This window comes from Nocardiopsis sp. FR4 (assembly GCF_009830945.1).
Classification (GTDB): Bacteria; Actinomycetota; Actinomycetes; order Streptosporangiales; family Streptosporangiaceae; genus Nocardiopsis.
This window is the reverse complement of the sequence record NZ_VWVV01000037.1, coordinates 1-19,079: the sequence shown is the minus strand read 5'-3', so window position 1 is coordinate 19,079 and position 19,079 is coordinate 1. Positions and strand designations below refer to the sequence as shown.

Genomic DNA, 19,079 nt, shown 5'->3' with positions numbered 1-19,079 from the left:
CGGGCACGGTGGCGCTCCTCTCGGGTCTGGCGGATACCTTCCCCGGGCGACGGCCCCTCATGAGGGCTCCTCGGCGGTCGAGACGGCCAGGTCGCGCAGGCCCCGCAGGACGGGCTCGGGTGCGTCCAGCCCCTCCAGCCGGGCGGCGCCCCGCCCGGCCAGCTCCCGGCACCTGCTCCGGACCAGGTCGCGAGCGCCGAGACGGTCCAGGACGTCGGCCACCTCCACCGGGTCCACGTCCTCCTCGGGCAGGCCCACCCGGTCGAGCAGCGCCAGCGCGGCGCGGTCCCGGCGTTCGCGCGCCAGGCGGACCCCGGTCACCAGCAGCAGTGTGCACTTCCCCTCCCGGATGTCCTCACCCACCGGCTTGCCGGTGCGTGCGCTGTCGCCGTAGACGCCGAGCAGGTCGTCGCGCAGCTGGAAGGCGATGCCGACATCCCGGCCGTAGCCGCGCAGGGCCTCCACGACCGCGGGCCCGGCCCCGGCCATCACCGCGCCCAGGTGCAGGGGGCGCTCAACGCTGTAGGAGGCGGTCTTGAGCAGGTCCACGCGCAGGGCCGCCTCCTCCGTGCGCTCCCGGCGGGCCTGGGCGCGCACGTCGAGGAACTGCCCGGCCATGATCTCGGTGCGCAGGTCCCGCCACACCGCCCTGGCCCGCACGGGCTCGGGCACGTCCGGCAGTGCCTCGCACAGCATGTCGTCGGCCCACACCAGGGCCAGGTCGCCCACGAGCACGGCGAGCGCCTCGCCGTAGCGGTGCGGGCTGCCGACGAGTCCGTCGCGCAGGTGCTCGGCGGCGTAGTCGGCGTGGACCGAGGGACGGCCCCTGCGTGTCGGGGAGCCGTCCATCACGTCGTCGTGGACGAGGGCGCAGGTCTGGACGAGTTCCACCGCGGCGCAGGCCTGGAGGGCGGAGCGGACCGTGGGGCCGGAGGCGGGCCCTCCTCCGGCGAGCCACCCCCACCAGGCCAGGCGGGGGCGCATCCGCTTGCCCCCGCCCAGCGTGAAACGGACGGTGATCCCGGCCAGTTCGCGGGCGAACTCCCCGTCGACCTCCTCGGCCTGGCCCAGCCTGCGTTCGAGGTAGTCCCGCAGCACGCCGTCCAGGGCCGCACCGCCGTCTCCACCCGCGGTGTCCTCGCGGCGGGGGTGCGTGTGGGTGTTCAGGATGGGATTGACGACGTCCTCCCCTGTGGCTCCCCGGATCACTCGGATCCAAAGCCTTGGATTCCATGAATCTTGGTAAGCAAACTAGTTCCCGTTCTGAGGCGGTCAAACCCCGTGCGGCCCCTCCCGCCCCGGCCCCTCCCTGGACGGGCGGCGACGCCGGAAGACGGCCTACACTTCCAGGGACGACCGGCGAAGTCACCGGTCCCGCGAGGTGAGAGGGGAACCATGGACACCGCGTCGGCCGCATCCTCTCCCTCCGCTCCCGGAGGGAGCCGGAGCGCGGATCCCGAGGTCAGGTCGCGGGCCGAACTCTACGATGCGCTCCAGACCGACGGGCAGCGACTCGCCGTACGGCTCATCCGCCTGCTGCACCGGATGGCGGAGCGCTCGGGGATGAACCCCACGGACTTCCAGTGCTACACGCTGCTGCGCGTGAGCGGTTCCCTCACCCCCGGGGAGATCGCCGACCACCTTTGCCTGTCGACCGGTTCGGTGACCGGGGTGATCGACCGCCTGGAGGCGCACGGCCTGGTCGAACGCACCCGCCATCCCGAGGACCGGCGCAAGGTGGCCGTCAGGCTGACCCCCGGCGCCGAACGCGTCGGCGCCTCCACCGCGCCCGGAATGCGCGAGGCGATGACCGCCGCGCACGCCGACTACTCCCTGGAGGAGCTGGCCACGATCACGGACTGGCTGGACCGGGTCGGCACCACCCTCGACCTGCTGGCAGCGGACTGACCACCGCGCACGCAGCGGCGCCGCGCCCCCTGGACGTCACTCCCTCCCCGCGCTTCCGCCGACCGAGCGCGACAGGACCTTCATCCGAGCCTCCTCCCCCGGCTATGGGCGGCGATAAGCAGTCTTGGGCCATTGAAAGTGGTCATACACGTCTCTACCCGGTTACAGACGGTAAAACCAGTCTTCGCCGCTCGTAAGCCAACACTCCACGGTTGCGCGAATGCTTCCTGGGAGCGCTTCCGGCCCCTAGCATCCTCCGGGACACGTCCGTGGGCCGGGCCCGCACCGGCCCTTCCATCTCCCCCGACCCGGGGTATGCGTCCCTCCGGGATCCCTCAGGGGCTGGGAACCCTTCGGGGCTGGGAAGGAGCCACCATCTCATCCCTACGCGAGTACATCCGAGAAAACACCAATCCCACGGTCTTCGGAGTCTCCGGGGTCGTCATCCTCGCCTTCGTCATCCTGGGCATCGTCGCCACCGAGCCGATGCTGGAGGCGGCCACGGCCACCCGCGACTGGATCGGCGCCCGCCTGGGCTGGATCTACGTCCTGGCCACCACGTTCTTCCTCCTGCTGGCCGTCTTCCTCATGCTCAGCCGGTTCGGCGGGGTCCGCCTCGGCCCCGACGACTCACGCCCGGAGTTCGGCACACTGGCCTGGTTCGCCATGCTCTTCACCACCGGTATGGGCATCGGCCTGGTGTTCTGGGGGGTTTCCGAACCCATCCACCACCTGCACGCGCCCCGCTCGGCCGACCTGACCGCGCCCGAGGGCGCACCGCCCCTGGCCGAGGCGGCGGGTGAGGCCATGGCCCTGAGCTACTTCCACTGGAGCTTCCACCCCTGGGCCATCTACATCGCCCTGGGCCTGTCCCTGGGCTACTTCGCCTTCCGCAGGGGCCTCCCCCTGCGACCGGCCTCAGCGCTGTACCCCCTCCTGGGGGACCGCGCCTTCGGCTGGGTCGGCAACATCGTGGACATCCTGGCCGTGTTCGGCACGATCTTCGGCCTGGCCACGTCGCTGGGCCTGGGCACCCTCCAGATCAACGGAGGGCTCAACCACGTCTTCGGCATCCCGGCCAACGCCACCGTGCAGTCGGTCATCGTCATCGTGATCACGGGTGTCGCCCTGCTCAGCGTGCTCGCGGGCATCGACAAGGGCATCCGCCGGCTGTCCGTCATCAACCTGTGGCTGGCGTTCCTGCTGATGGTCACGGTCTTCGCCCTGGGCCCCAAGCTGTGGATCGTCAGCATGGTGACCACCGGCGCGGGCGAGTACCTGGACAACCTCATCCCGTGGAGCCTGTCCTTCCCCAGCCCGCGCGTGGACCAGCAGGCCTTCGAGTGGACCACCGCGTGGAGCATCTTCTACTGGGGCTGGTGGATCTCCTGGGCGCCCTTCGTCGGCATCTTCCTGGCCCGCATCTCCTACGGCCGCACCATCCGCGAGTTCGTCATCGGCGCCCTGTTCGCACCCGTCGCCGTGTCCATCCTCTGGTTCGGCGTGTTCGGCGGCTCCGGGCTGTACTACGAACTGTTCGGCGGCGGAGGCCTGAACGCGCTCGCCGAGGAGGACCGGGCCTTCCGCCTGCTGGAACTGCTGCCCGTGGCCCCGGCCGTCGGAGGCGTCATCGCCGTCCTGCTGATCATCGTGGTCGCCGTCTTCTTCATCACCTCCTCCGACTCAGGATCCCTGGTCGTGGACACGCTCACCAGGGGCGGCGGCATCAAGCCGCTCCGGGCCCAGCGCGCCTTCTGGGCGATCAGCGAGGGCGCGGTCACCCTCATCCTGCTGGTTCTGGGCGGTGAGAACGCCCTGTCGGCCCTCCAGGCGGCCTCCGTGGTCACCGGGCTTCCCTTCGCCGTGATCCTGCTGTTCATGGTGTGGGGCCTGGGTAAGGCACTGGCGAACGAGCCCCGGCCCGGGGAGCCCAGGGAGCAGCGCGCCGAGGACCGGCGCACGGCCGAGGGCACGGCGCGACCGCGCGAGTAGCCGGATCGCGAGAGCACGAAGAAAGGAGGCGGCCGTGGCGCCGAAGCGATTCCACAACCCCTTCCACGGTGTGGTCGACATGATCACGGAGATGAACCGCATCTCCGACAGCATGTCCTCGATGGAGACCGGCAACGTCGGTGAGCGCGAGCGCGGCCACGCCGACGCGTGGAGCCCGCCCACCGACATCCTCGCGCGGGGGAACGACCTCGTCATCCGCTGCGAGGTGCCCGGTGTGCGGGAACAGGACGTGTCCGTCAGCCTCAACCACGGGTTCCTCACCATCACCGGCGAGCGCCGGCGCGACGAGGACGACGACGACGTCTACTACTCCTCGGAGCGGTTCATGGGCACCTTCCGCCGGGAGATCAGCCTCCCCGAGGCCGTGGACGAGAAGGACATCGAGGCCACCTACGACGAGGGCCTGCTCGAAGTGGTGGTGCGCGGGGCCGCGAACGCCCGGGGCCCCAAGAAGATCCCCCTGCGCAGGCGGTCCCCGAAGAAGCCCTGAACACGATCCGGGCGGGCCCCGGCGGAGGTGATCCGCCGGGGCCCGCCCCGTGCCCGGACCCGCTCCGGGCACAGGACCGCCCCACACCCGGATCCGCTCCGTGCGCGGGACCACAGCGACGCCCGGGAACCGAACGGCCCCGCGATCCGACCCCCTCAGGTGAACGGCCGCCAGAACGCGGCCCGAGCCTGGAGACCGCACCATGACCGCACACCGCACCGCTCCCGCCCCCCGTCCCCGGAGCGCCGCCCTGACCGCGGCCCTGGCCTCCGCCACCGCCGCCGTCACCCTCGCGCTCACCGCCTGCGGCGGTCCCGCGGCTGAGTCGGAGCAGGACACCACCGGCGAGGCCGCCGCCGAGGTCCTGGCCGCCGACGCCTTCACCGTCACCGACCCCTGGGTCAAGGCGGCCACGGCGCGGGAGGAGATGACCGCCGTGTTCGGAGAGCTGACCAACGCCTCCGACACCGACATCACCCTGGTCGCGGCCCGGACCGAGGCCGCCGGGACGGTGGAACTGCACGAGGTCTCGACCGAGGGCGTGGACTCCTCGATGCGCGAGAAGGAGGGCGGCTTCGTCATCCCCGCCGGAGGCTCGCACACCCTGGAGCCGGGTGCCGACCACATCATGCTGATGGACCTGGGCCAGGACCTGGAGCCGGGCGCGGAGACCGCCGTCACCGTGGAGTTCGCCGACGGCTCGACCGCCACGTTCACGGCTCCGGTCAAGGAGTACGCCGGGGCCAACGAGGAGTACGAGGGGGACGGGGACCGGGGCCAGGGGCACGAGGGCCACGGCGGGGAGCACTGATGCGTGGGCGTAGGCGTGAGCGCGCACGCGAGAACGAGCGCGCACGTGAAAGCGAGCACGAACGTGGCGGCGGCCGTTCCCGTCCCGCCGGGTTCAGCCGTCGGCACCTGCTGCTGGGCGGGACCGCCGCCGGGCTCGGCGCCACCGCCGCCACCGCCGCGCACGGCCTGCTGGGCGAGGCACCACGAGCCGCCCCCGAGCCGCCCGCGACCGAACTCAACGGCGGCCTGACCGTCGCCTTCCACGGGGTGCGCCAGGCGGGCGTGGAGACCCCTCCGCAGGCGCACGGCACCTTCCTCGCCCTGGACCTGGCGCCGGAGACCGACGCCGACGGCGTCCGTCGCCTTCTACGCCTGCTCACCGACGACGCGTCCCGCATGTCCCGCGGGGAGCCCGCCCTGGCCGACAGCGAACCCGAGCTGGCCGCTGTCCCGGCCCGCCTCACCACCACGTTCGGGTTCGGCCGGGGCCTGGTGGAGCGGGTGGACCCCGGCGCGGTTCCGGACTGGCTGGGCCCGCTGCCGGAGTTCGACCACGACCGGCTCGACGACGCGTGGGGCGAGGCGGACCTGCTGTTGCAGGTGTGCGCGGACGACCCGGTGACCGTGGCGCACACGGTACGGATGCTGCTCAAAGACGCGCGCGCCTTCGCCCGGGTGCGGTGGAGCCAGAGCGGGTTCCGCCGGGCTTACGGCTCCCAACCCGCGGGAACCACCATGCGCAACCTCATGGGGCAGGTCGACGGCACCGTCAACCTCGTCCCCGGAACCGACGACTTCGAACGCCTGGTCTGGGGCACGGGTGAACCCGCGTGGCTGAGGGGAGGGACCAGCCTGGTGCTGCGCCGGATCGCCACCGACCTGGACACGTGGGACGAGGTGGACCGGCCCGCACGCGAGGCCGTCATCGGACGCCGCCTGGACAACGGGGCCCCGCTCACCGGGTCGGCGGAGCACGACGAGGTGGACCTGGCCGCCACCGACGCCTCGGGGCTGGCCGTGATCCCGGAGTTCGCACACGTGCGCCGGGCCCGCACCGACGACCCCGACCAGCGGATCTTCCGCCGCGGCTACAACTACGACCAGCGCGGCGCCGGGGACGGGGAGGCGGGGCTGCTCTTCGCCTCCTTCCAAACCGACCCCTCCCGCCAGTTCACGCCGATCCAGCGCCGGCTGGACGAACTGGACCTGCTCAACCAGTGGACGACCGCCGTCGGCTCGGCGGTGTTCGCCGTGCCCCCGGGCTGTGCCGAGGGCGAGTACGTGGGGCAGGCGCTACTGGAGGGGTGAGCAGATGAGCGCTCGCCCGCGCCGGCCGGTAGGGGGAACGGCCCCGGAGCCGGAACGACGCGAGGGAATGCGAACATGGGGCCATGACGGAACGGCCACCCCTGCGAGCGGCCCGCGCCGGGGTGTTCGCCTCGGTGTGCTCGGCCGTGTCCGCGGGCGGCCACACGGCCTTCTCCGACCACGCCGTACCGCTCGGCGGCCTGCTCGCGGGGGCCGTCCTGGTCTACGCGTTCGCCTGGGCCGCGTCCGGGCGTGAACGCGGGCTCGGTGCGATCGCCGGGTGGATGGCCTGGTCACAGCTGGCCCTGCACCTGGCGTTCTCCGTCGCCCAGTCATCCTTCGCCCGGTCCTCCGGCGCCCACGACGCACACGCCTTCGGCTCCCGCGTCGCGGAGTCCTCGGGCGGCGCCGGGATGCTCGTCGCCCACCTGGTCGCGGGGGCCGTGTGCGCCTGGTGGCTGCGCCAAGGCGAAGCGGCCCTGTTCTCCTACCTGCGCCTGGCCGCCGCCGCGCTGCTGCCGGTCCTGGTGTTCGCGGTGGTGCGTCCGCTGCCCGAGCGAGTGCCGACGGCACCGCTCCCGGAAGCGGACCTTCCCGCCCCCACCACCCCCTACCTGCGGCACAGCCTGGTCCTGCGCGGGCCGCCCGCTCCCTAGGGCGCGCCGGGAGGCGCACCGCCTCCCGCTCCCCGCGGCCAGTGCGGGGAGCGCGCCCCGCGTGCCCGCACGCGCCCGAACGCGGCCCCGGCCGCGCGGGGTCCGCCGCGGGCACGCCCGGTTCCCCGTGCCGTGCCGTGTCACGGCGCCTCCGCCACCGCGCGCACCGCCCGAGGCCAACGGCCGCCGGGCCGCTCGTGCGCGCCCGGAACCAGGAGCACCCATGCCCACAGACACCGCCCTCGCGCGCCCCCGCGTGCCCGGGCACGCGCGACCCGGTCCGCAACGCGCTCCGCGGGCCGTCCGCCCCCGCCCCCACGACCCCGACAGCCCTCGCGACCCCGGCGCCGCCCCCTCCGCCGGCCCCCGCGAGAAGGACGACCTCGACCGCCTCGCGCGCAGCGCGCGCGACGGCTCGTCCGCCGCCCTGGACGCGTTCGTCCGACACACCCGCCCCGACGTCGTCCGCTTCATCTCCCGCCGGGTTCCCTCCGACCGGGTCGAGGAGCTCACCCAGGAGACCTACCTGAGAGCGCTGCGCGGCCTGCCCCGCTTCGTCGGGCGGGCACCCGCGCGCGCCTGGCTGCTGGCCATCGCCCGCAACACCGTCGCCGACCGCTACCGCCACGACGCCGCCCGGCCCGCCTGCGTGCCCCCGCCCGACTGGGACCTGCTGCCCGCCCGGGCGGCGCGGTTCGACGAGCACCTGGCCCTGCGCGCCCTCGTGGACGGCCTCACCCCCGAGCGGCGCCAGGCGTTCGTACTCACCCAGGTGGAGGGGATGACCTACGCCGAGGCCGCCCGGACCGCGGGCGTGCCGGTGGGCACGATCCGCTCCCGGGTCGCCCGCGCGCGGGAGGACCTGCTGAGAGAGCTGAACGCCTGAGGGGAACCGGGTGCCCGGAGGCGAGGGCACCCCTGAACACGTCCGGGCCCGCACCGCCTGCGCGGAGCGGGCCCGGAACGCGGACCTCCCCGTACGGTGGCCCCGAAGCGTCACCCCCCCGGAGCGCCGCCGCTCCCGGACCGGAACGCCCCGGCCAGCACACCCCGGTCAGAACGCCCGATCGGCCTCGTAGGGGCCGATCACGGCCAGCGCGCGCGGACGGGACAGCAGGTCGGCGGCCACCTCGGCCACGTCCTCGCCGGTCACGGCGTCGACCAGGGCCAGGTCCTCGTCGATGGAGAAGTGGCGGGGGTGGTTGAGCTCGTGCGAGAGCAGCCTCCCCATCCGCGCGTTGGTTCCCTCGGTGCCCAGCACCAGCGACCCCTGGATCTGGCCCTTGGCCCGGCGCAGCTCCTCGGCGGTGATCCCCGAGGCGGCCACCTTGGCCAGCTCCTCCCGGCACACCCCGATGACCTCGTCGGCCTTCTCCGGCAGGCAGCCCGCGTAGATCTGGAAGGTTCCGGTGTCGGCGTAACCGGTGTGGTAGGCGTGCACGGCGTAGGCCAGGCCGCGCTTCTCCCGCACCTCCTGGAACAGCCGGGAGGACATCCCGCCGCCCAGGGCCGCGCTGAGCAGGCGCAGCGCGTGCCAGCGCGGGTCGGTGCGGGTCAGGCCCTCCGAGCCGAGGATGATGTGCGCCTGCTCGGTCTCCCGCGGCTGGACCACCGTGCCCCCGTGCGTGGCCACGGGCGAGCCGCCCGCGCGGGGGCGGGTCGGGCGCGCGTCGCCCGCGGCGGCGAGCTGCTCGGCGAACATCTGCCGGACCTGCTCCACCACGTGGTCGTGGTCCAGGCTGCCCGCCGCGGTCACGATGAGCTCCGAGGGCACGTACGCGTCGCGGTACTGCTCGGCGATCCGGTCGCGTGAGAGCGCCCGGATGGTGTCGTTGGTGCCCAGGATCGGTCGGCCCAGGGGCGTGTCACCGAAGAAGTGCGCCGCGAAGACGTCGTCCACCAGGTCGGCGGGTTCGTCCTCGTACATGGCGATCTCCTCCAGGATCACGCCCCGCTCCGTCTCCACCTCGCCCTCGTCCAGCACCGAGTTGGCCACCATGTCGCCGACCACGTCGATCGCCAGCGGCAGGTCCCGGTCCAGGACCTTGGCGTAGTAGCAGGTGTGCTCCTTGGTGGTGTAGGCGTTGTGGTCGGCGCCCACACCGTCCAGCAGCGCGGAGATCTCCAGCGCCGACCGGGCCTTGGTCCCCTTGAACAGCAGGTGCTCCAGGAAGTGCGCCGAACCCGCGTGCGCGGAGTCCTCGTCCCGCGATCCCGTGGCCGCCGAGATACCGAACGCGGCGGACCGGACTCCGGGAAGGGTCTCGGTGACCACGCGCAGGCCGCCCGGAAGCACCGTGCGGCGCACCAGGCCGGAGCCGCCGTCCGGCTCCAGCAGTGTCACGGTCGTGCCCGGCTCCTGCTCGGCGGCGATGGGGACAGAGGTCATGGATCCTTCTTCTCCGTGGTGACGTCGGTGGCTGGCCCACCGGGCGGTCCAGCCGAGGATACGCGGTGGGGGCGGCCGCACCCACGGTGCGACCGCCCCCCTTCACGCGTCGATCAGAAACACCTGTTCGTCAGAACCGGCTGCCGATCGGGTCAGGTGTTCTCCGAGCGGGCCGAGCTGCGGCGGCGACGGCGGCGCGGGGCCTCCTCGCCACGCTCGCCCCTGTCGCCGGAGGCGTCCTCGTCGTCGGCGGGCTCAGCAGACCCGGCCGGGCCGTCGGACCCCGCGGCCTCGGCCGCCGGAGCGGACTCGGACTCCACGACCTCCACCGGGACCAGCGAGAGCTTGCCGCGGTCGTCGATCTCGCGGATCTCGACCTGGATCTTCTCGCCGATGCTGATCACGTCGTCGAGGTTCTCGATCCGCTTGCCGCCGTGCAGCTTGCGGATCTGCGAGATGTGCAGCAGGCCGTCCTTGCCGGGCAGCAGCGACACGAACGCGCCGAACGTGGTCGTCTTGACGACGGTGCCCAGGTAGCGGTCGCCGACCTCGGGCATCGTCGGGTTCGCGATCTGGTTGATCGTGTCCCGCGCGGCCTCGGCCGAGGGACCGTCGGTGGCACCGATGTAGATCGTGCCGTCGTCCTCGATCGTGATGTCGGCGCCGGTGTCGTCCTGGATCGAGTTGATCATCTTGCCCTTGGGGCCGATGACCTCGCCGATCTTGTCCACCGGGACCTTGACGGTGAGGATGCGCGGAGCGTTCGGGCTCATCTCGGCCGGACGCTCGATGGCCTCCTGCATGACGTCGAGGATGGCCAGGCGGGCTCCGCGGGCCTGCTGGAGCGCCAGCGCCAGCTGCTCGGCGGGGATGCCGTCGAGCTTGGTGTCCAGCTGCAGGGCCGTGATGAGCTCGCGGGTACCGGCGACCTTGAAGTCCATGTCGCCGAACGCGTCCTCGGCGCCCAGGATGTCGGTCAGCGTGACGAACTGGTCGCCCTCACTGATCAGACCCATGGCGATGCCCGACACCATGTCCTTGAGCGGCACGCCCGCGGCCATCAGCGACATGGTCGAGGCGCAGACCGAGCCCATCGAGGTGGAGCCGTTGGAGCCCAGGGCCTCGGAGACCTGCCGGATGGCGTAGGGGAACTCCTCGCGGGAGGGCAGGACCGGCAGCAGGGCGCGCTCGGCGAGGGCGCCGTGCCCGATCTCACGCCGCTTGGGCGAGCCCACCCGGCCCGTCTCACCGGTGGAGTAGGGCGGGAAGTTGTAGTGGTGCATGTAGCGCTTGGTGTTCTCGGGGTTGAGCGTGTCAACCATCTGCTCCAGGCGCAGCATGTTCAGCGTGGTGACACCCATGATCTGGGTCTCGCCGCGCTCGAAGAGGGCCGAGCCGTGCACCCGCGGCAGGACGCCGACCTCGGCGCTGAGCTGGCGGATGTCCTTGGGGCCGCGGCCGTCGATGCGGATCTGGTCGCGCAGCACGCGCTCGCGCATGAGCTGCTTGCTCAGCGAGCGGAAGGCGGCGCCGACCTCCTTCTCGCGGCCCTCGAAGTCCTCGGCCAGCTTCTCGGCCGCGGCGCCCTTGACGCGGTCGAGCTCGGCCTCGCGGTCCTGCTTGTCGGCGATGGTGAGGGCCTTGGACAGCTCCTCGCGCACGGCCTGCTCCACGGCGGCGTACACGTCGTCCTCGTAGTCGAGGAAGATCGGGAAGTCGCCCACCTCGCGGCTGGCCTGGTCGGCCACGGCCTGCTGGGCCCGGCACAGGACCTTGATGAAGGGCTTGGCGGCCTCCAGCCCCTCGGCGACGGTCTGCTCGTTGGGGCCGACGGCGCCCTCGGCGACCAGCTTGAGGGTGTGGACCGTGGACTCGGCCTCCACCATCATGATGGCGACGTCGCCGTCCTCCAGGACGCGACCGGCGACGACCATGTCGAAGGTGGCCCTCTCCAGCTCGGAGTGGGTCGGGAAGCCCACCCACCGGCCGTCGATCAGGGCGACGCGCACGCCGCCGATCGGGCCGGAGAAGGGCAGACCGGCGATCTGGGTGGACATCGAGGCCGCGTTGATGGCGACGACGTCGTACAGGTGCTCGGGGTGCAGGGCCAGGATCGTCTCGACGATCTGGATCTCGTTGCGCAGGCCCTTGCGGAACGACGGGCGCAGCGGCCGGTCGATCAGGCGGCAGGTGAGGATGGCGTCCTCGGAGGGACGTCCCTCACGCCGGAAGAAGGAGCCGGGGATGCGGCCCGCGGCGTACATGCGCTCCTCGACGTCCACCGTCAGGGGGAAGAAGTCGAGGTTCTCCTTGGGTCGCTTCGAGGCGGTGGTGGCGGACAGCACGACGGTCTCGTCGTCCAGGTACACCGTGGCCGAGCCCGCGGCCTGGCGGGCCAGGCGGCCGGTCTCGAAGCGGATGGTGCGGGAGCCGAAGGAACCGTTGTCGATGACGGCTTCGGCCGAGTACACGCCCTCCATGGGCGACCTCCTACTACACGTGTTCGCGTTCGTCGCGCCGGGCAGGCTGCTGCCCTCGGCGCGTTCGTGTTTCGTCTTCCCGCGTCCGTGCCCCGGAGTTGATGACGGCCGGTCATCGATCGAAGCCCACGGCACTCCCTGGCGGGGATGTCCGGGGGCCACTACCGAGGACCGGCCCCGACTCTGCGGCCGGGGAGAGGCGCGGGTGGTTCTGTGGTGGTTCTGTGTGAAATTGTGGAACTAGGGACGGACAGGGGTCCGTGATCCCCGTCGTGTCACACCCTACTAACAAAGCGGGAGCGGCCGAAGCCACTCCCGCCGACAACCTAGCGGCGCAGACCCAGGCGCTCGATCAACGAGCGGTAGCGGGTGATGTCCTGCTTGGCGATGTACTTGAGCAGGCGGCGGCGACGGCCGACCATCAGCAGCAGGCCGCGACGGCTGTGGTGGTCGTGCTTGTGGTCCTTGAGGTGCTCGGTCAGCTCGATGATGCGGTGCGTGAGCAGCGCGACCTGGACCTCGGGGGAACCGGTGTCACCCTCGCCGGTGGCGTACTCGGCGATGATCTTCTCTTTGGTGGCGGTGTCGATCGACACGACGCTCCTTCTCTGGGTATGCGGTACGCGGGACCGGCCCGGCACGCGGCCGGGTTCAGACGCGGTGACCGCGCGTACGAACAGTCACCGTCGGGTGTGCTGTGCGCGGCCCGACCCCGACGGGGCGGGCACCGCGCTCCCGGGGCGGCTCGCGCGGGGCGCGAGCGGCCGTGGGGCACACGTGGACGTCTCCACCCTACCGCAAACGGCAGGTGGCGGGCACACAACGCACACGGGGGCGCCACCCGCCGCTCAGGAGCCTCCGCCAGCGCCCAGGACCTCCCGGCAGCGGTCCACGTCGCGGCGCATGGCGACGATGAGCTCGTCGATGCTCTCGAAGCGCTCCTGGCCCCGGATGCGCGTGGTGAAGTCCACCGACATGCGCAGCCCGTACAGGTCCAGGTCGTCGCGGTCCAGGGCGTAGGCCTCCACGGTGCGCTCGGCTCCGTCGAACGTGGGGTTGGTGCCCACCGAGATCGCCGCGGGCCAGCGCGACTCGCTCCCGGCGAGCGGGACGGCGCGGTTGAGCCAGCCCGCGTAGACGCCGTCCCCGGGGACGGCGGTGTCGGGCGGCAGGTCCATGTTGGCGGTGGGAAAGCCCAGCAGCTCGCGCCCGCGCGCGGCACCGTGCACGACCTCGCCCTCCACCCGGTGGGGCCGGCCGAGCAGCTCGGCGGCCTGGGCCACGGCCCCTCCGGCGAGCAGCCCGCGCACGCGGGTGGAGGTGATGGTGTCGCCGTCGGCCACCAGCGCGACCCCGTCGGCGGTGAAGCCGTACTCGGCGCCCAGCCCGAGCAGGGCGGCGACGTCGCCCGCGGCCCGGTGCCCGAAGCGGAAGTCCTCACCCACCACCACGGCCGAGGCGTGCAGGCGCTCGACGAGGACCCGCCGGACGAACTCCTCGGGGGTCAGGGCGGACAGGTCCTTGGTGAAGGGCAGGACGCACACCGCCTCGGCGCCGTGCGCACCGAGCAGCTCCACCCTGCGGTCCAGGGGGGTGAGCACCGGCGGGGCGGTGCCGCGCAGCACCGACTCCGGATGGGGGTCGAAGGTCACCACGACCACCGGCAGCCCGAGTTCGCGGCCGTGTCCGGCGGCGGTCTCCAGGATGGCCTGGTGGCCCCGGTGCACCCCGTCGAAGACGCCGACCGCCACCACGGAGCGCCCCCACCCCGAGGGAACACCCTCCAGCCCGTCCCATCGCCGCACGTCCGGCTCCCCTGCTCGTCGCTCGTCGTGATTCCGCCCCGCCCCCTGGCGGCGGGGTCGTCCGACACCAAGGGTGCCATGTCCGCCACCGCCCCCGACACGCCGGGCGTGTGGCCCGGGCCACGCCGCCGCCACACACCACGCCTTCCGGAGTCAGCGTCCGCCGGTGTAGTGGTGTCCACGGAGGTCACCGCGGCGCTGGGCCTGCCGTTGCGGGTGATGGTGATCGCTTCGTGTGTCCTCTCGGCCTCGCCGGCGAGCTTGGACGGGTTGTTTCCGACCTCAGCCAGCGCAAAGTGCCAACATGGCGCTGGCTTCCAGCCAACAGCGCGATCTCCCGGGCAGGATTCACGCCGGACCTTCCCCTCTGCCCTGGGCGGATCCGGGTTGGCACGGGCCCGGACAGCGGTTACCGTGCCCGGATGGCGATGATCGACACGGGCACCACCCGCCTTGCCTACGACGAGGACGGCTCCGGCCCCGCCGTGGTGTTCGTCCACGCCGGACTGGCCGACCGCCGCATGTGGGACCACCAGTTCTCCCACCTCGCGAGGGCGCACCGGGTGGTCCGCTACGACTGGCGGGGCCACGGCGGCTCGGCCGACCACGAGGGACCCGTCACCCACCACGAGGACCTGCTCGCCCTCATGGACGCGCTCGGCATCGACCGGGCGGCCCTGGTCGGGGCCTCCTACGGGGGCGCCTACTGCGCCGACGCGGCCCTCGCCGCCCCGGAGAGGGTCACGGGCCTGGCCCTGGTCTGCCCGGGCCTGTCGGGACACGAGTGGCCGGAGGTGTTCACCCGCGAGGCCCGGAAGATGGTGCTGGGCGCCGTCCCCCACGAGCGCCTGGAGGTGTACCGGGCGGGTCACGCGGACCCCGACCCCGGGGACGTCGCGGCGATGGCCGAGGCCCAGGCCCGGTTCATGGTGCTGGGGCCGGGGCGTGTGCCCGAGGACGTGCCCACCGAGGCGTGGGACCTGAGCCTGCTGATGCTGCGCGAGCTGTTCGCCCGGCGCTGGTCGGGCCCGGTCTGCTCCACCCTCTGGCCCGACCCGCCCGCCAAGGGGCGCCTGGAACGGATCACCGCCCCGACCCTGGTGGTCAAGGGCCTGTCGGAGATCCCCCAGATCCAGGAGGTCGCGGACCTGTACGCCAAGGGCGTGCCCGGCGCGCGCCTGCTGGAGCTGCCCGACACCGGGCACCTGCCCTCGGTGGAGCGGCCCGGGGAGCTGACCGCCGCCCTCGCGGAGTTCCTGGCGGACCTCTGAGCCCCGACTCCCGGTCCGTCTGCTCGCCCGGGCCCCGGCGGGGCCCGGGCGAGCAGACGGACCGGCCGGACCTCAGGCGGGTTCGAAGACCACCACGGGCTTCATGTGGTCCCTCCGGTTCTCCCCCAGCGCGATCACGCGCCCGTCCTGGGCGAACAGGCCGACCGGGCCGTCTCCCGAGCCGTCGGGGTCGATCCGGTTGCCGTGCCGGATCCGGCGGGTCTCCCCCTCGCTGAGGACGCGGACGGGGAAGGCCGCCGCGACCGCATCGGCCAGCGGGACCTGGGTGAACTCCCGGGCCAGCTCGTCCAGTGTGCGCGCCTGGGCCAGGTCGTAGGGGCCCACCCGGGTGCGCCGCAGCGCGGTCAGGTGACCGCCAACGCCCAGGTCTGCGCCCATGTCCCGGGCCAGCGAGCGGATGTAGGTGCCGCTGGAGCAGGTGACGGAGGCGTCCACGTCCACGAACTCCCCGTCCGCGTCGGCGACCCGGCGCACGTCGGTGACGGTGAACTCCGCGACGGTGACCGTGCGGGCCTTCAGGGCCACCTCCTTGCCCTCGCGCGCGGACTTGTAGGCGCGCCTGCCGTCCACCTTGATCGCGCTGACCTGCGGCGGAACCTGCTGGAGCGGCCCGGTCAGCCGTGCGGCGGCCGCGCGCACGGCCTCCTCCGACACGCCGGAGGCGTCCGCCCGCGTGCCGGGCTCGCCCTCGGCGTCGTCGGTGGTGGTGGCCAGTCCCAGCCGGATGGTGGCCTCGTAGGCCTTCTCCGTCAGGGTCAGGTGGCCGAGCAGCTTGGTGCCCTTCTCGATGCCCAGCACCAGCACGCCGGTGGCCATCGGGTCCAGCGTGCCCGCGTGGCCCACCCTGCGGGTGCGCGCCAGTCCGCGCGTCTTGGCGACCACGTCGTGCGAGGTCCAGTCGGCGGGCTTGTCGACGACCACGACGCCGCTCTCGGCCATGGGGCTCCTCGGGGAATTGCGGGGCGGCGGCGCGGGTCGGCGCCGCCGCCGGGGTGTTACTCGCCGGAGTGTCGCTCACCGGCACGGGTGCCGTTCACCGGCGGGTCAGCCGGTGCTACTCGTCGTCCTCGTCCTCGTCCTCGCGCGGAGTCCGGTACGGGTCGGCCTCGCCCGCGGGCTTGGCTCCGCTGGCCCGCTGGGCCAGCTCCTCGTCGGACTGGCGCGCCTTGAGGAGGAGTTCCTCGATGTGCTGGGCGTTCTCCTGCACCTCGTCGATGACGAAGGTCAGGCTCGGGGTGTGCCGGATGCCGGTCTGGCGCCCCACCTCGCTGCGGATCACGCCCTTGGCGCTCTCCAGGGCGGCGGCGGAGGCGGCCTTGTCGTCCTCGCCGCCGAACACCGTGTAGTACACCGTGGCGTCCCGCAGGTCGGCGGTGATGCGCGCGTCGGTCACGGTGACGAATCCCAGGCGCGGGTCCTTGATCCGCCGGTCCAGCATCTCGGCGACGATGCGCTGGATACGGTCGGCGATCTTGCGCGCGCGTGCGGCGTCAACCATCGTCAGTCTTCCTCTTCGTTGAAGAGCCGCTGCCTGGCGGAGAGCAGCTCCAGTTCGGGACGGCCCGCCACCAGGCGTTCACAGCTGTCCATGAGCTCCCGGGCGTGCGCGGCCGTGGGAGCCACCACCGCGACGCCGATCTTGGCCCGGCGGTACAGGTCGTGCTCGCCGACCTCGGAGACCGAGACGGCGAACTTGCGGCGCAGCTCGGCGACGACCGGCCGCACCAGCGAACGCTTCTGCTTGAGCGAGTGGACGTCACCGAGAAGGACGTCCAGGGTCAGCGCCCCAACGTACAAGTGATCACCTGTGGTGTGTGGAGTTGTGCGGCGTCCCCCGGCCCGGGGACGGCCCCGCGCTCGGGGCCAAACACGGGGCCCCGGCCGTGCGGCCGGGGCCCCGTCGGGTCAGGCTCCGCGGGGATCAGTCGCGGGGCTTCTCCTGCATCTCGTAGGTCTCGATGACGTCCCCGACGCGCAGGTCGTTGTAGCCGACACCAATACCGCACTCGAAGCCCTCGCGGACCTCGGTCGCGTCGTCCTTGAACCGGCGCAGCGACTCCACGGTGAGGTTCTCGGAGATGACAACCCCTTCGCGGATGAGCCGTGCCTTGGCGTTACGGCGGATCAGGCCGTTGCGGACGATCGAACCGGCGATGTTGCCGATCTTCGGCACCTTGAAGACCTCGCGGATCTCGGCGCTGCCCAGCTGGACCTCTTCGTAGACCGGCTTGAGCAGACCCTTGACCGCGGCCTCGACCTCGTCGATGGCCTGGTAGATCACCGAGTAGTACCGGATGTCGACGCCCATGCGGTCGGCCAGCTCGCTGTTCTTGCCCTCGGGCCGAACGTTGAAGCCGACGATGATCGCGTCAGCGGACGCCGCCAGGTTGATGTCGTTCTGCGTGATCGCACCGACACCCCGGCCGATGACCCGGATGCTCACCTCGTCGCCGCCGGCGTCGATCTTGAGCAGGGACTCCTCCAGCGCCTCGACGGAACCGGACATGTCGCCCTTGATGAGGAGGAGCAGCTCGGAGCGCTCGCCCTCCTTGAGAGCGTTCTGCCAGTTGTCGAGGGTGACCCGGCGGGCCGAGCGCGCCTGCTGGGCGAAGCGCTCGCGCGCCTCGCGCTGCTGCGCGATCTGCCGCGCCACCCGGTCGTCCTTGACGACCAGGAAGCTGTCACCGGCGCTGGGAACGTTGGTCAGACCCAGCACCTGCACCGGACGGGACGGCTCGGCGCTCTGCACGTTCTGGCCGTGCTCGTCGAGCATGGCGCGAACGCGGCCGAAGGCGTCACCGCACACGATCGAGTCGCCGACGTTGAGCGTGCCGCGCTGGACCAGCACCGTGGCCATGGAACCGCGACCGCGGTCCAGGTAGGCCTCGATGGCCAGACCCTGCGCGTCCATCTCCGGGTTGGCCTGGAGATCGAGCGCGGCGTCGGAGGTCAGCACGATCGACTCGAGCAGGGCGTCGATGTTGGTGCCCTTGAGCGCGGAGATGTCCACGAACTGGACGTCGCCGCCGTACTCCTCGGCCACCAGGCCGTACTCGGTGAGCTGCGCGCGGACCCGCTGCGGGTCGGCGCCCTCGACGTCGATCTTGTTGACCGCGACCACGATCGGCACGTCGGCCGCCTTGGCGTGGTCGATGGCCTCGGCCGTCTGCGGCTTGACGCCGTCGTCGGCCGCCACGACCAGCACCGCGATGTCGGTGACCTTCGCACCGCGGGCACGCATGGCGGTGAACGCCTCGTGACCCGGGGTGTCGATGAAGGTGAGCTTGCGCTCCTCGCCGTCCACCTCGGTGGCGACCTGGTAGGCACCGATGTGCTGGGTGATACCGCCGGCCTCGCCGCCCACGACGTTGGTCTTGCGGATGGTGTCCAGCAGTCGGGTCTTACCGTGGTCGACGTGACCCATGACGGTGACCACCGGCGGACGCGGACGCAGGTCCTCGTCGGTGCCCTCGTCCTCGCCGAACTCGATGGAGAAGGACTCCAGCAGCTCGCGGTCCTCGTCCTCCGGGCTGACGACCTCGATGCGGTAGCTGAGCTCCTCGCCCAGCAGCATCAGGGTCTCGTCCGGCAGGGACTGGGTCGCGGTGACCATCTCGCCCAGGTGCATCATGACCTGGACCAGCGACGCCGGGTTGACGTCGATCTTGTCGCCGAAGTCCGACAGCGAGGCGCCGCGGGACAGACGGATGGTCTGACCGTTGCCGCTCGGGATCTTGACGCCGCCGAAGGACGGGGCCTGGAGGTCGTTGAACTCCTGGCGCCGCTGCTTCTTGGACTTGCGCGCACGGCCCGGACGACCGCCGGGGCGACCGAACGCACCGGCCGTCCCGCCGCCGCGACCGCGGCCACCGCCGCCGGGACGGCCACCGAAGCCGCCCGGACGGCCGCCGCCGCCACCGGCGCCGGGACGCGGACCGGCGCCCGC

The 19,079-nt window shown here is 72.4% G+C and carries 17 protein-coding genes and 1 pseudogene; 8 read left to right on the top strand and 10 right to left on the bottom strand.

Annotated features, from left to right (window positions below):
* Positions 1-57: 57 nt before the first annotated feature.
* Positions 58-1,209: a polyprenyl synthetase family protein gene (locus FYW95_RS24910; protein WP_236568080.1), complete on the bottom strand. Its 1,152-nt coding sequence runs from the start codon at positions 1,207-1,209 to the stop codon at positions 58-60.
* 186 nt (positions 1,210-1,395) lie between these two features.
* Between FYW95_RS24910 and FYW95_RS24905 the strand changes: the two genes are divergently transcribed.
* The 7 genes from FYW95_RS24905 to FYW95_RS24875 all read left to right on the top strand — a co-directional run bounded on the left by FYW95_RS24905 (position 1,396) and on the right by FYW95_RS24875 (position 8,053).
* A complete protein-coding gene (locus FYW95_RS24905) occupies positions 1,396-1,908 on the top strand; it encodes a MarR family winged helix-turn-helix transcriptional regulator (RefSeq protein ID WP_159945141.1) in 513 nt (170 codons plus the stop codon).
* 315 nt (positions 1,909-2,223) lie between these two features.
* Positions 2,224-3,900 carry a BCCT family transporter gene (locus FYW95_RS24900; protein WP_159945140.1) on the top strand — a complete coding sequence of 559 codons (1,677 nt, stop codon included), beginning with the start codon at positions 2,224-2,226 and terminating at the stop codon, positions 3,898-3,900.
* Positions 3,901-3,934: 34 nt separating this feature from the next.
* Positions 3,935-4,411, top strand: a complete 477-nt coding sequence (locus tag FYW95_RS24895; RefSeq protein WP_159945139.1) for an Hsp20/alpha crystallin family protein — start codon at positions 3,935-3,937, stop codon at positions 4,409-4,411.
* Positions 4,412-4,613: 202 nt separating this feature from the next.
* Entirely contained in the window at positions 4,614-5,222 is a 609-nt protein-coding gene (locus tag FYW95_RS24890; RefSeq protein ID WP_159945138.1) for a copper chaperone PCu(A)C, read from the top strand.
* Positions 5,222-6,511 (top strand): Dyp-type peroxidase, encoded by a 1,290-nt coding sequence (locus tag FYW95_RS24885; RefSeq protein WP_159945137.1) that lies wholly within the window; start codon positions 5,222-5,224, stop codon positions 6,509-6,511. The genes FYW95_RS24890 and FYW95_RS24885 overlap by 1 nt, the downstream gene beginning before the upstream one ends.
* An 83-nt stretch (positions 6,512-6,594) precedes the next feature.
* On the top strand, positions 6,595-7,167 hold the full coding sequence (locus tag FYW95_RS24880) for a hypothetical protein (protein ID WP_159945136.1): 573 nt from the start codon (positions 6,595-6,597) through the stop codon (positions 7,165-7,167).
* 223 nt (positions 7,168-7,390) lie between these two features.
* Positions 7,391-8,053, top strand: coding sequence for a sigma-70 family RNA polymerase sigma factor (locus FYW95_RS24875; RefSeq protein WP_159945135.1), 663 nt, complete (start codon positions 7,391-7,393; stop codon positions 8,051-8,053).
* A 168-nt stretch (positions 8,054-8,221) separates the two neighbouring features.
* Here the strand turns inward: FYW95_RS24875 and FYW95_RS24870 are convergent, their stop codons facing one another.
* The 5 genes and pseudogenes from FYW95_RS24870 to FYW95_RS28670 all read right to left on the bottom strand — a co-directional run.
* Positions 8,222-9,556 (bottom strand): M16 family metallopeptidase, encoded by a 1,335-nt coding sequence (locus tag FYW95_RS24870; protein WP_159945134.1) that lies wholly within the window; start codon positions 9,554-9,556, stop codon positions 8,222-8,224.
* 152 nt (positions 9,557-9,708) lie between these two features.
* Complete coding sequence (locus FYW95_RS24865) at positions 9,709-12,036, bottom strand: polyribonucleotide nucleotidyltransferase (RefSeq protein WP_159945133.1); 2,328 nt, start codon at positions 12,034-12,036, stop codon at positions 9,709-9,711.
* A 326-nt stretch (positions 12,037-12,362) separates the two neighbouring features.
* On the bottom strand, positions 12,363-12,632 hold the full coding sequence (gene rpsO / locus FYW95_RS24860; RefSeq protein ID WP_159945132.1) for a 30S ribosomal protein S15: 270 nt from the start codon (positions 12,630-12,632) through the stop codon (positions 12,363-12,365).
* A 252-nt stretch (positions 12,633-12,884) separates the two neighbouring features.
* A complete protein-coding gene (locus tag FYW95_RS24855; RefSeq protein WP_159945131.1) occupies positions 12,885-13,841 on the bottom strand; it encodes a bifunctional riboflavin kinase/FAD synthetase in 957 nt (318 codons plus the stop codon).
* Between the two features lie 188 nt (positions 13,842-14,029).
* A pseudogene (locus FYW95_RS28670) lies at positions 14,030-14,341 on the bottom strand (type II toxin-antitoxin system prevent-host-death family antitoxin); the annotation flags it as partial.
* On the opposite strand from FYW95_RS28670, the gene FYW95_RS24845 reads away from it, so the two are divergent.
* Positions 14,264-15,112 (top strand): alpha/beta fold hydrolase, encoded by an 849-nt coding sequence (locus tag FYW95_RS24845; protein WP_159945130.1) that lies wholly within the window; start codon positions 14,264-14,266, stop codon positions 15,110-15,112. The pseudogene FYW95_RS28670 and the gene FYW95_RS24845 overlap by 78 nt on opposite strands.
* 72 nt (positions 15,113-15,184) lie before the next feature.
* On the opposite strand, the gene truB is transcribed toward FYW95_RS24845, so the two are convergent.
* The 4 genes from truB to infB all read right to left on the bottom strand — a co-directional run.
* Positions 15,185-16,072: a tRNA pseudouridine(55) synthase TruB gene (gene truB, locus FYW95_RS24840; protein WP_159945129.1), complete on the bottom strand. Its 888-nt coding sequence runs from the start codon at positions 16,070-16,072 to the stop codon at positions 15,185-15,187.
* Between the two features lie 115 nt (positions 16,073-16,187).
* On the bottom strand, positions 16,188-16,631 hold the full coding sequence (gene rbfA, locus FYW95_RS24835; RefSeq protein WP_159945128.1) for a 30S ribosome-binding factor RbfA: 444 nt from the start codon (positions 16,629-16,631) through the stop codon (positions 16,188-16,190).
* A 2-nt stretch (positions 16,632-16,633) separates the two neighbouring features.
* Complete coding sequence (locus tag FYW95_RS24830) at positions 16,634-16,930, bottom strand: DUF503 domain-containing protein (protein ID WP_159945127.1); 297 nt, start codon at positions 16,928-16,930, stop codon at positions 16,634-16,636.
* 124 nt (positions 16,931-17,054) lie between these two features.
* Positions 17,055-19,079 (bottom strand): translation initiation factor IF-2 (infB, locus tag FYW95_RS24825; RefSeq protein ID WP_160050906.1); only part of this gene is annotated, 2,025 nt, incomplete at its 5' end.

What these genes read in the sequence shown, in the direction of transcription:
- FYW95_RS24905 (WP_159945141.1), top strand. Translation starts at nt 1,396, where the DNA reads ATGGACACCGCGTCGGCCGCATCCTCTCCCTCCGCTCCCGGAGGGAGC.
- FYW95_RS24900 (WP_159945140.1), top strand. Translation starts at nt 2,224, where the DNA reads ATGCGTCCCTCCGGGATCCCTCAGGGGCTGGGAACCCTTCGGGGCTGG.
- FYW95_RS24890 (WP_159945138.1), top strand. Translation starts at nt 4,614, where the DNA reads ATGACCGCACACCGCACCGCTCCCGCCCCCCGTCCCCGGAGCGCCGCC.
- FYW95_RS24885 (WP_159945137.1), top strand. Translation starts at nt 5,222, where the DNA reads ATGCGTGGGCGTAGGCGTGAGCGCGCACGCGAGAACGAGCGCGCACGT.
- FYW95_RS24880 (WP_159945136.1), top strand. Translation starts at nt 6,595, where the DNA reads ATGACGGAACGGCCACCCCTGCGAGCGGCCCGCGCCGGGGTGTTCGCC.
- FYW95_RS24875 (WP_159945135.1), top strand. Translation starts at nt 7,391, where the DNA reads ATGCCCACAGACACCGCCCTCGCGCGCCCCCGCGTGCCCGGGCACGCG.
- FYW95_RS24870 (WP_159945134.1), bottom strand. Translation starts at nt 9,556, where the DNA reads ATGACCTCTGTCCCCATCGCCGCCGAGCAGGAGCCGGGCACGACCGTG.
- FYW95_RS24865 (WP_159945133.1), bottom strand. Translation starts at nt 12,036, where the DNA reads ATGGAGGGCGTGTACTCGGCCGAAGCCGTCATCGACAACGGTTCCTTC.
- FYW95_RS24845 (WP_159945130.1), top strand. Translation starts at nt 14,264, where the DNA reads ATGGCGATGATCGACACGGGCACCACCCGCCTTGCCTACGACGAGGAC.
- truB (WP_159945129.1), bottom strand. Translation starts at nt 16,072, where the DNA reads ATGGCCGAGAGCGGCGTCGTGGTCGTCGACAAGCCCGCCGACTGGACC.
- rbfA (WP_159945128.1), bottom strand. Translation starts at nt 16,631, where the DNA reads ATGGTTGACGCCGCACGCGCGCGCAAGATCGCCGACCGTATCCAGCGC.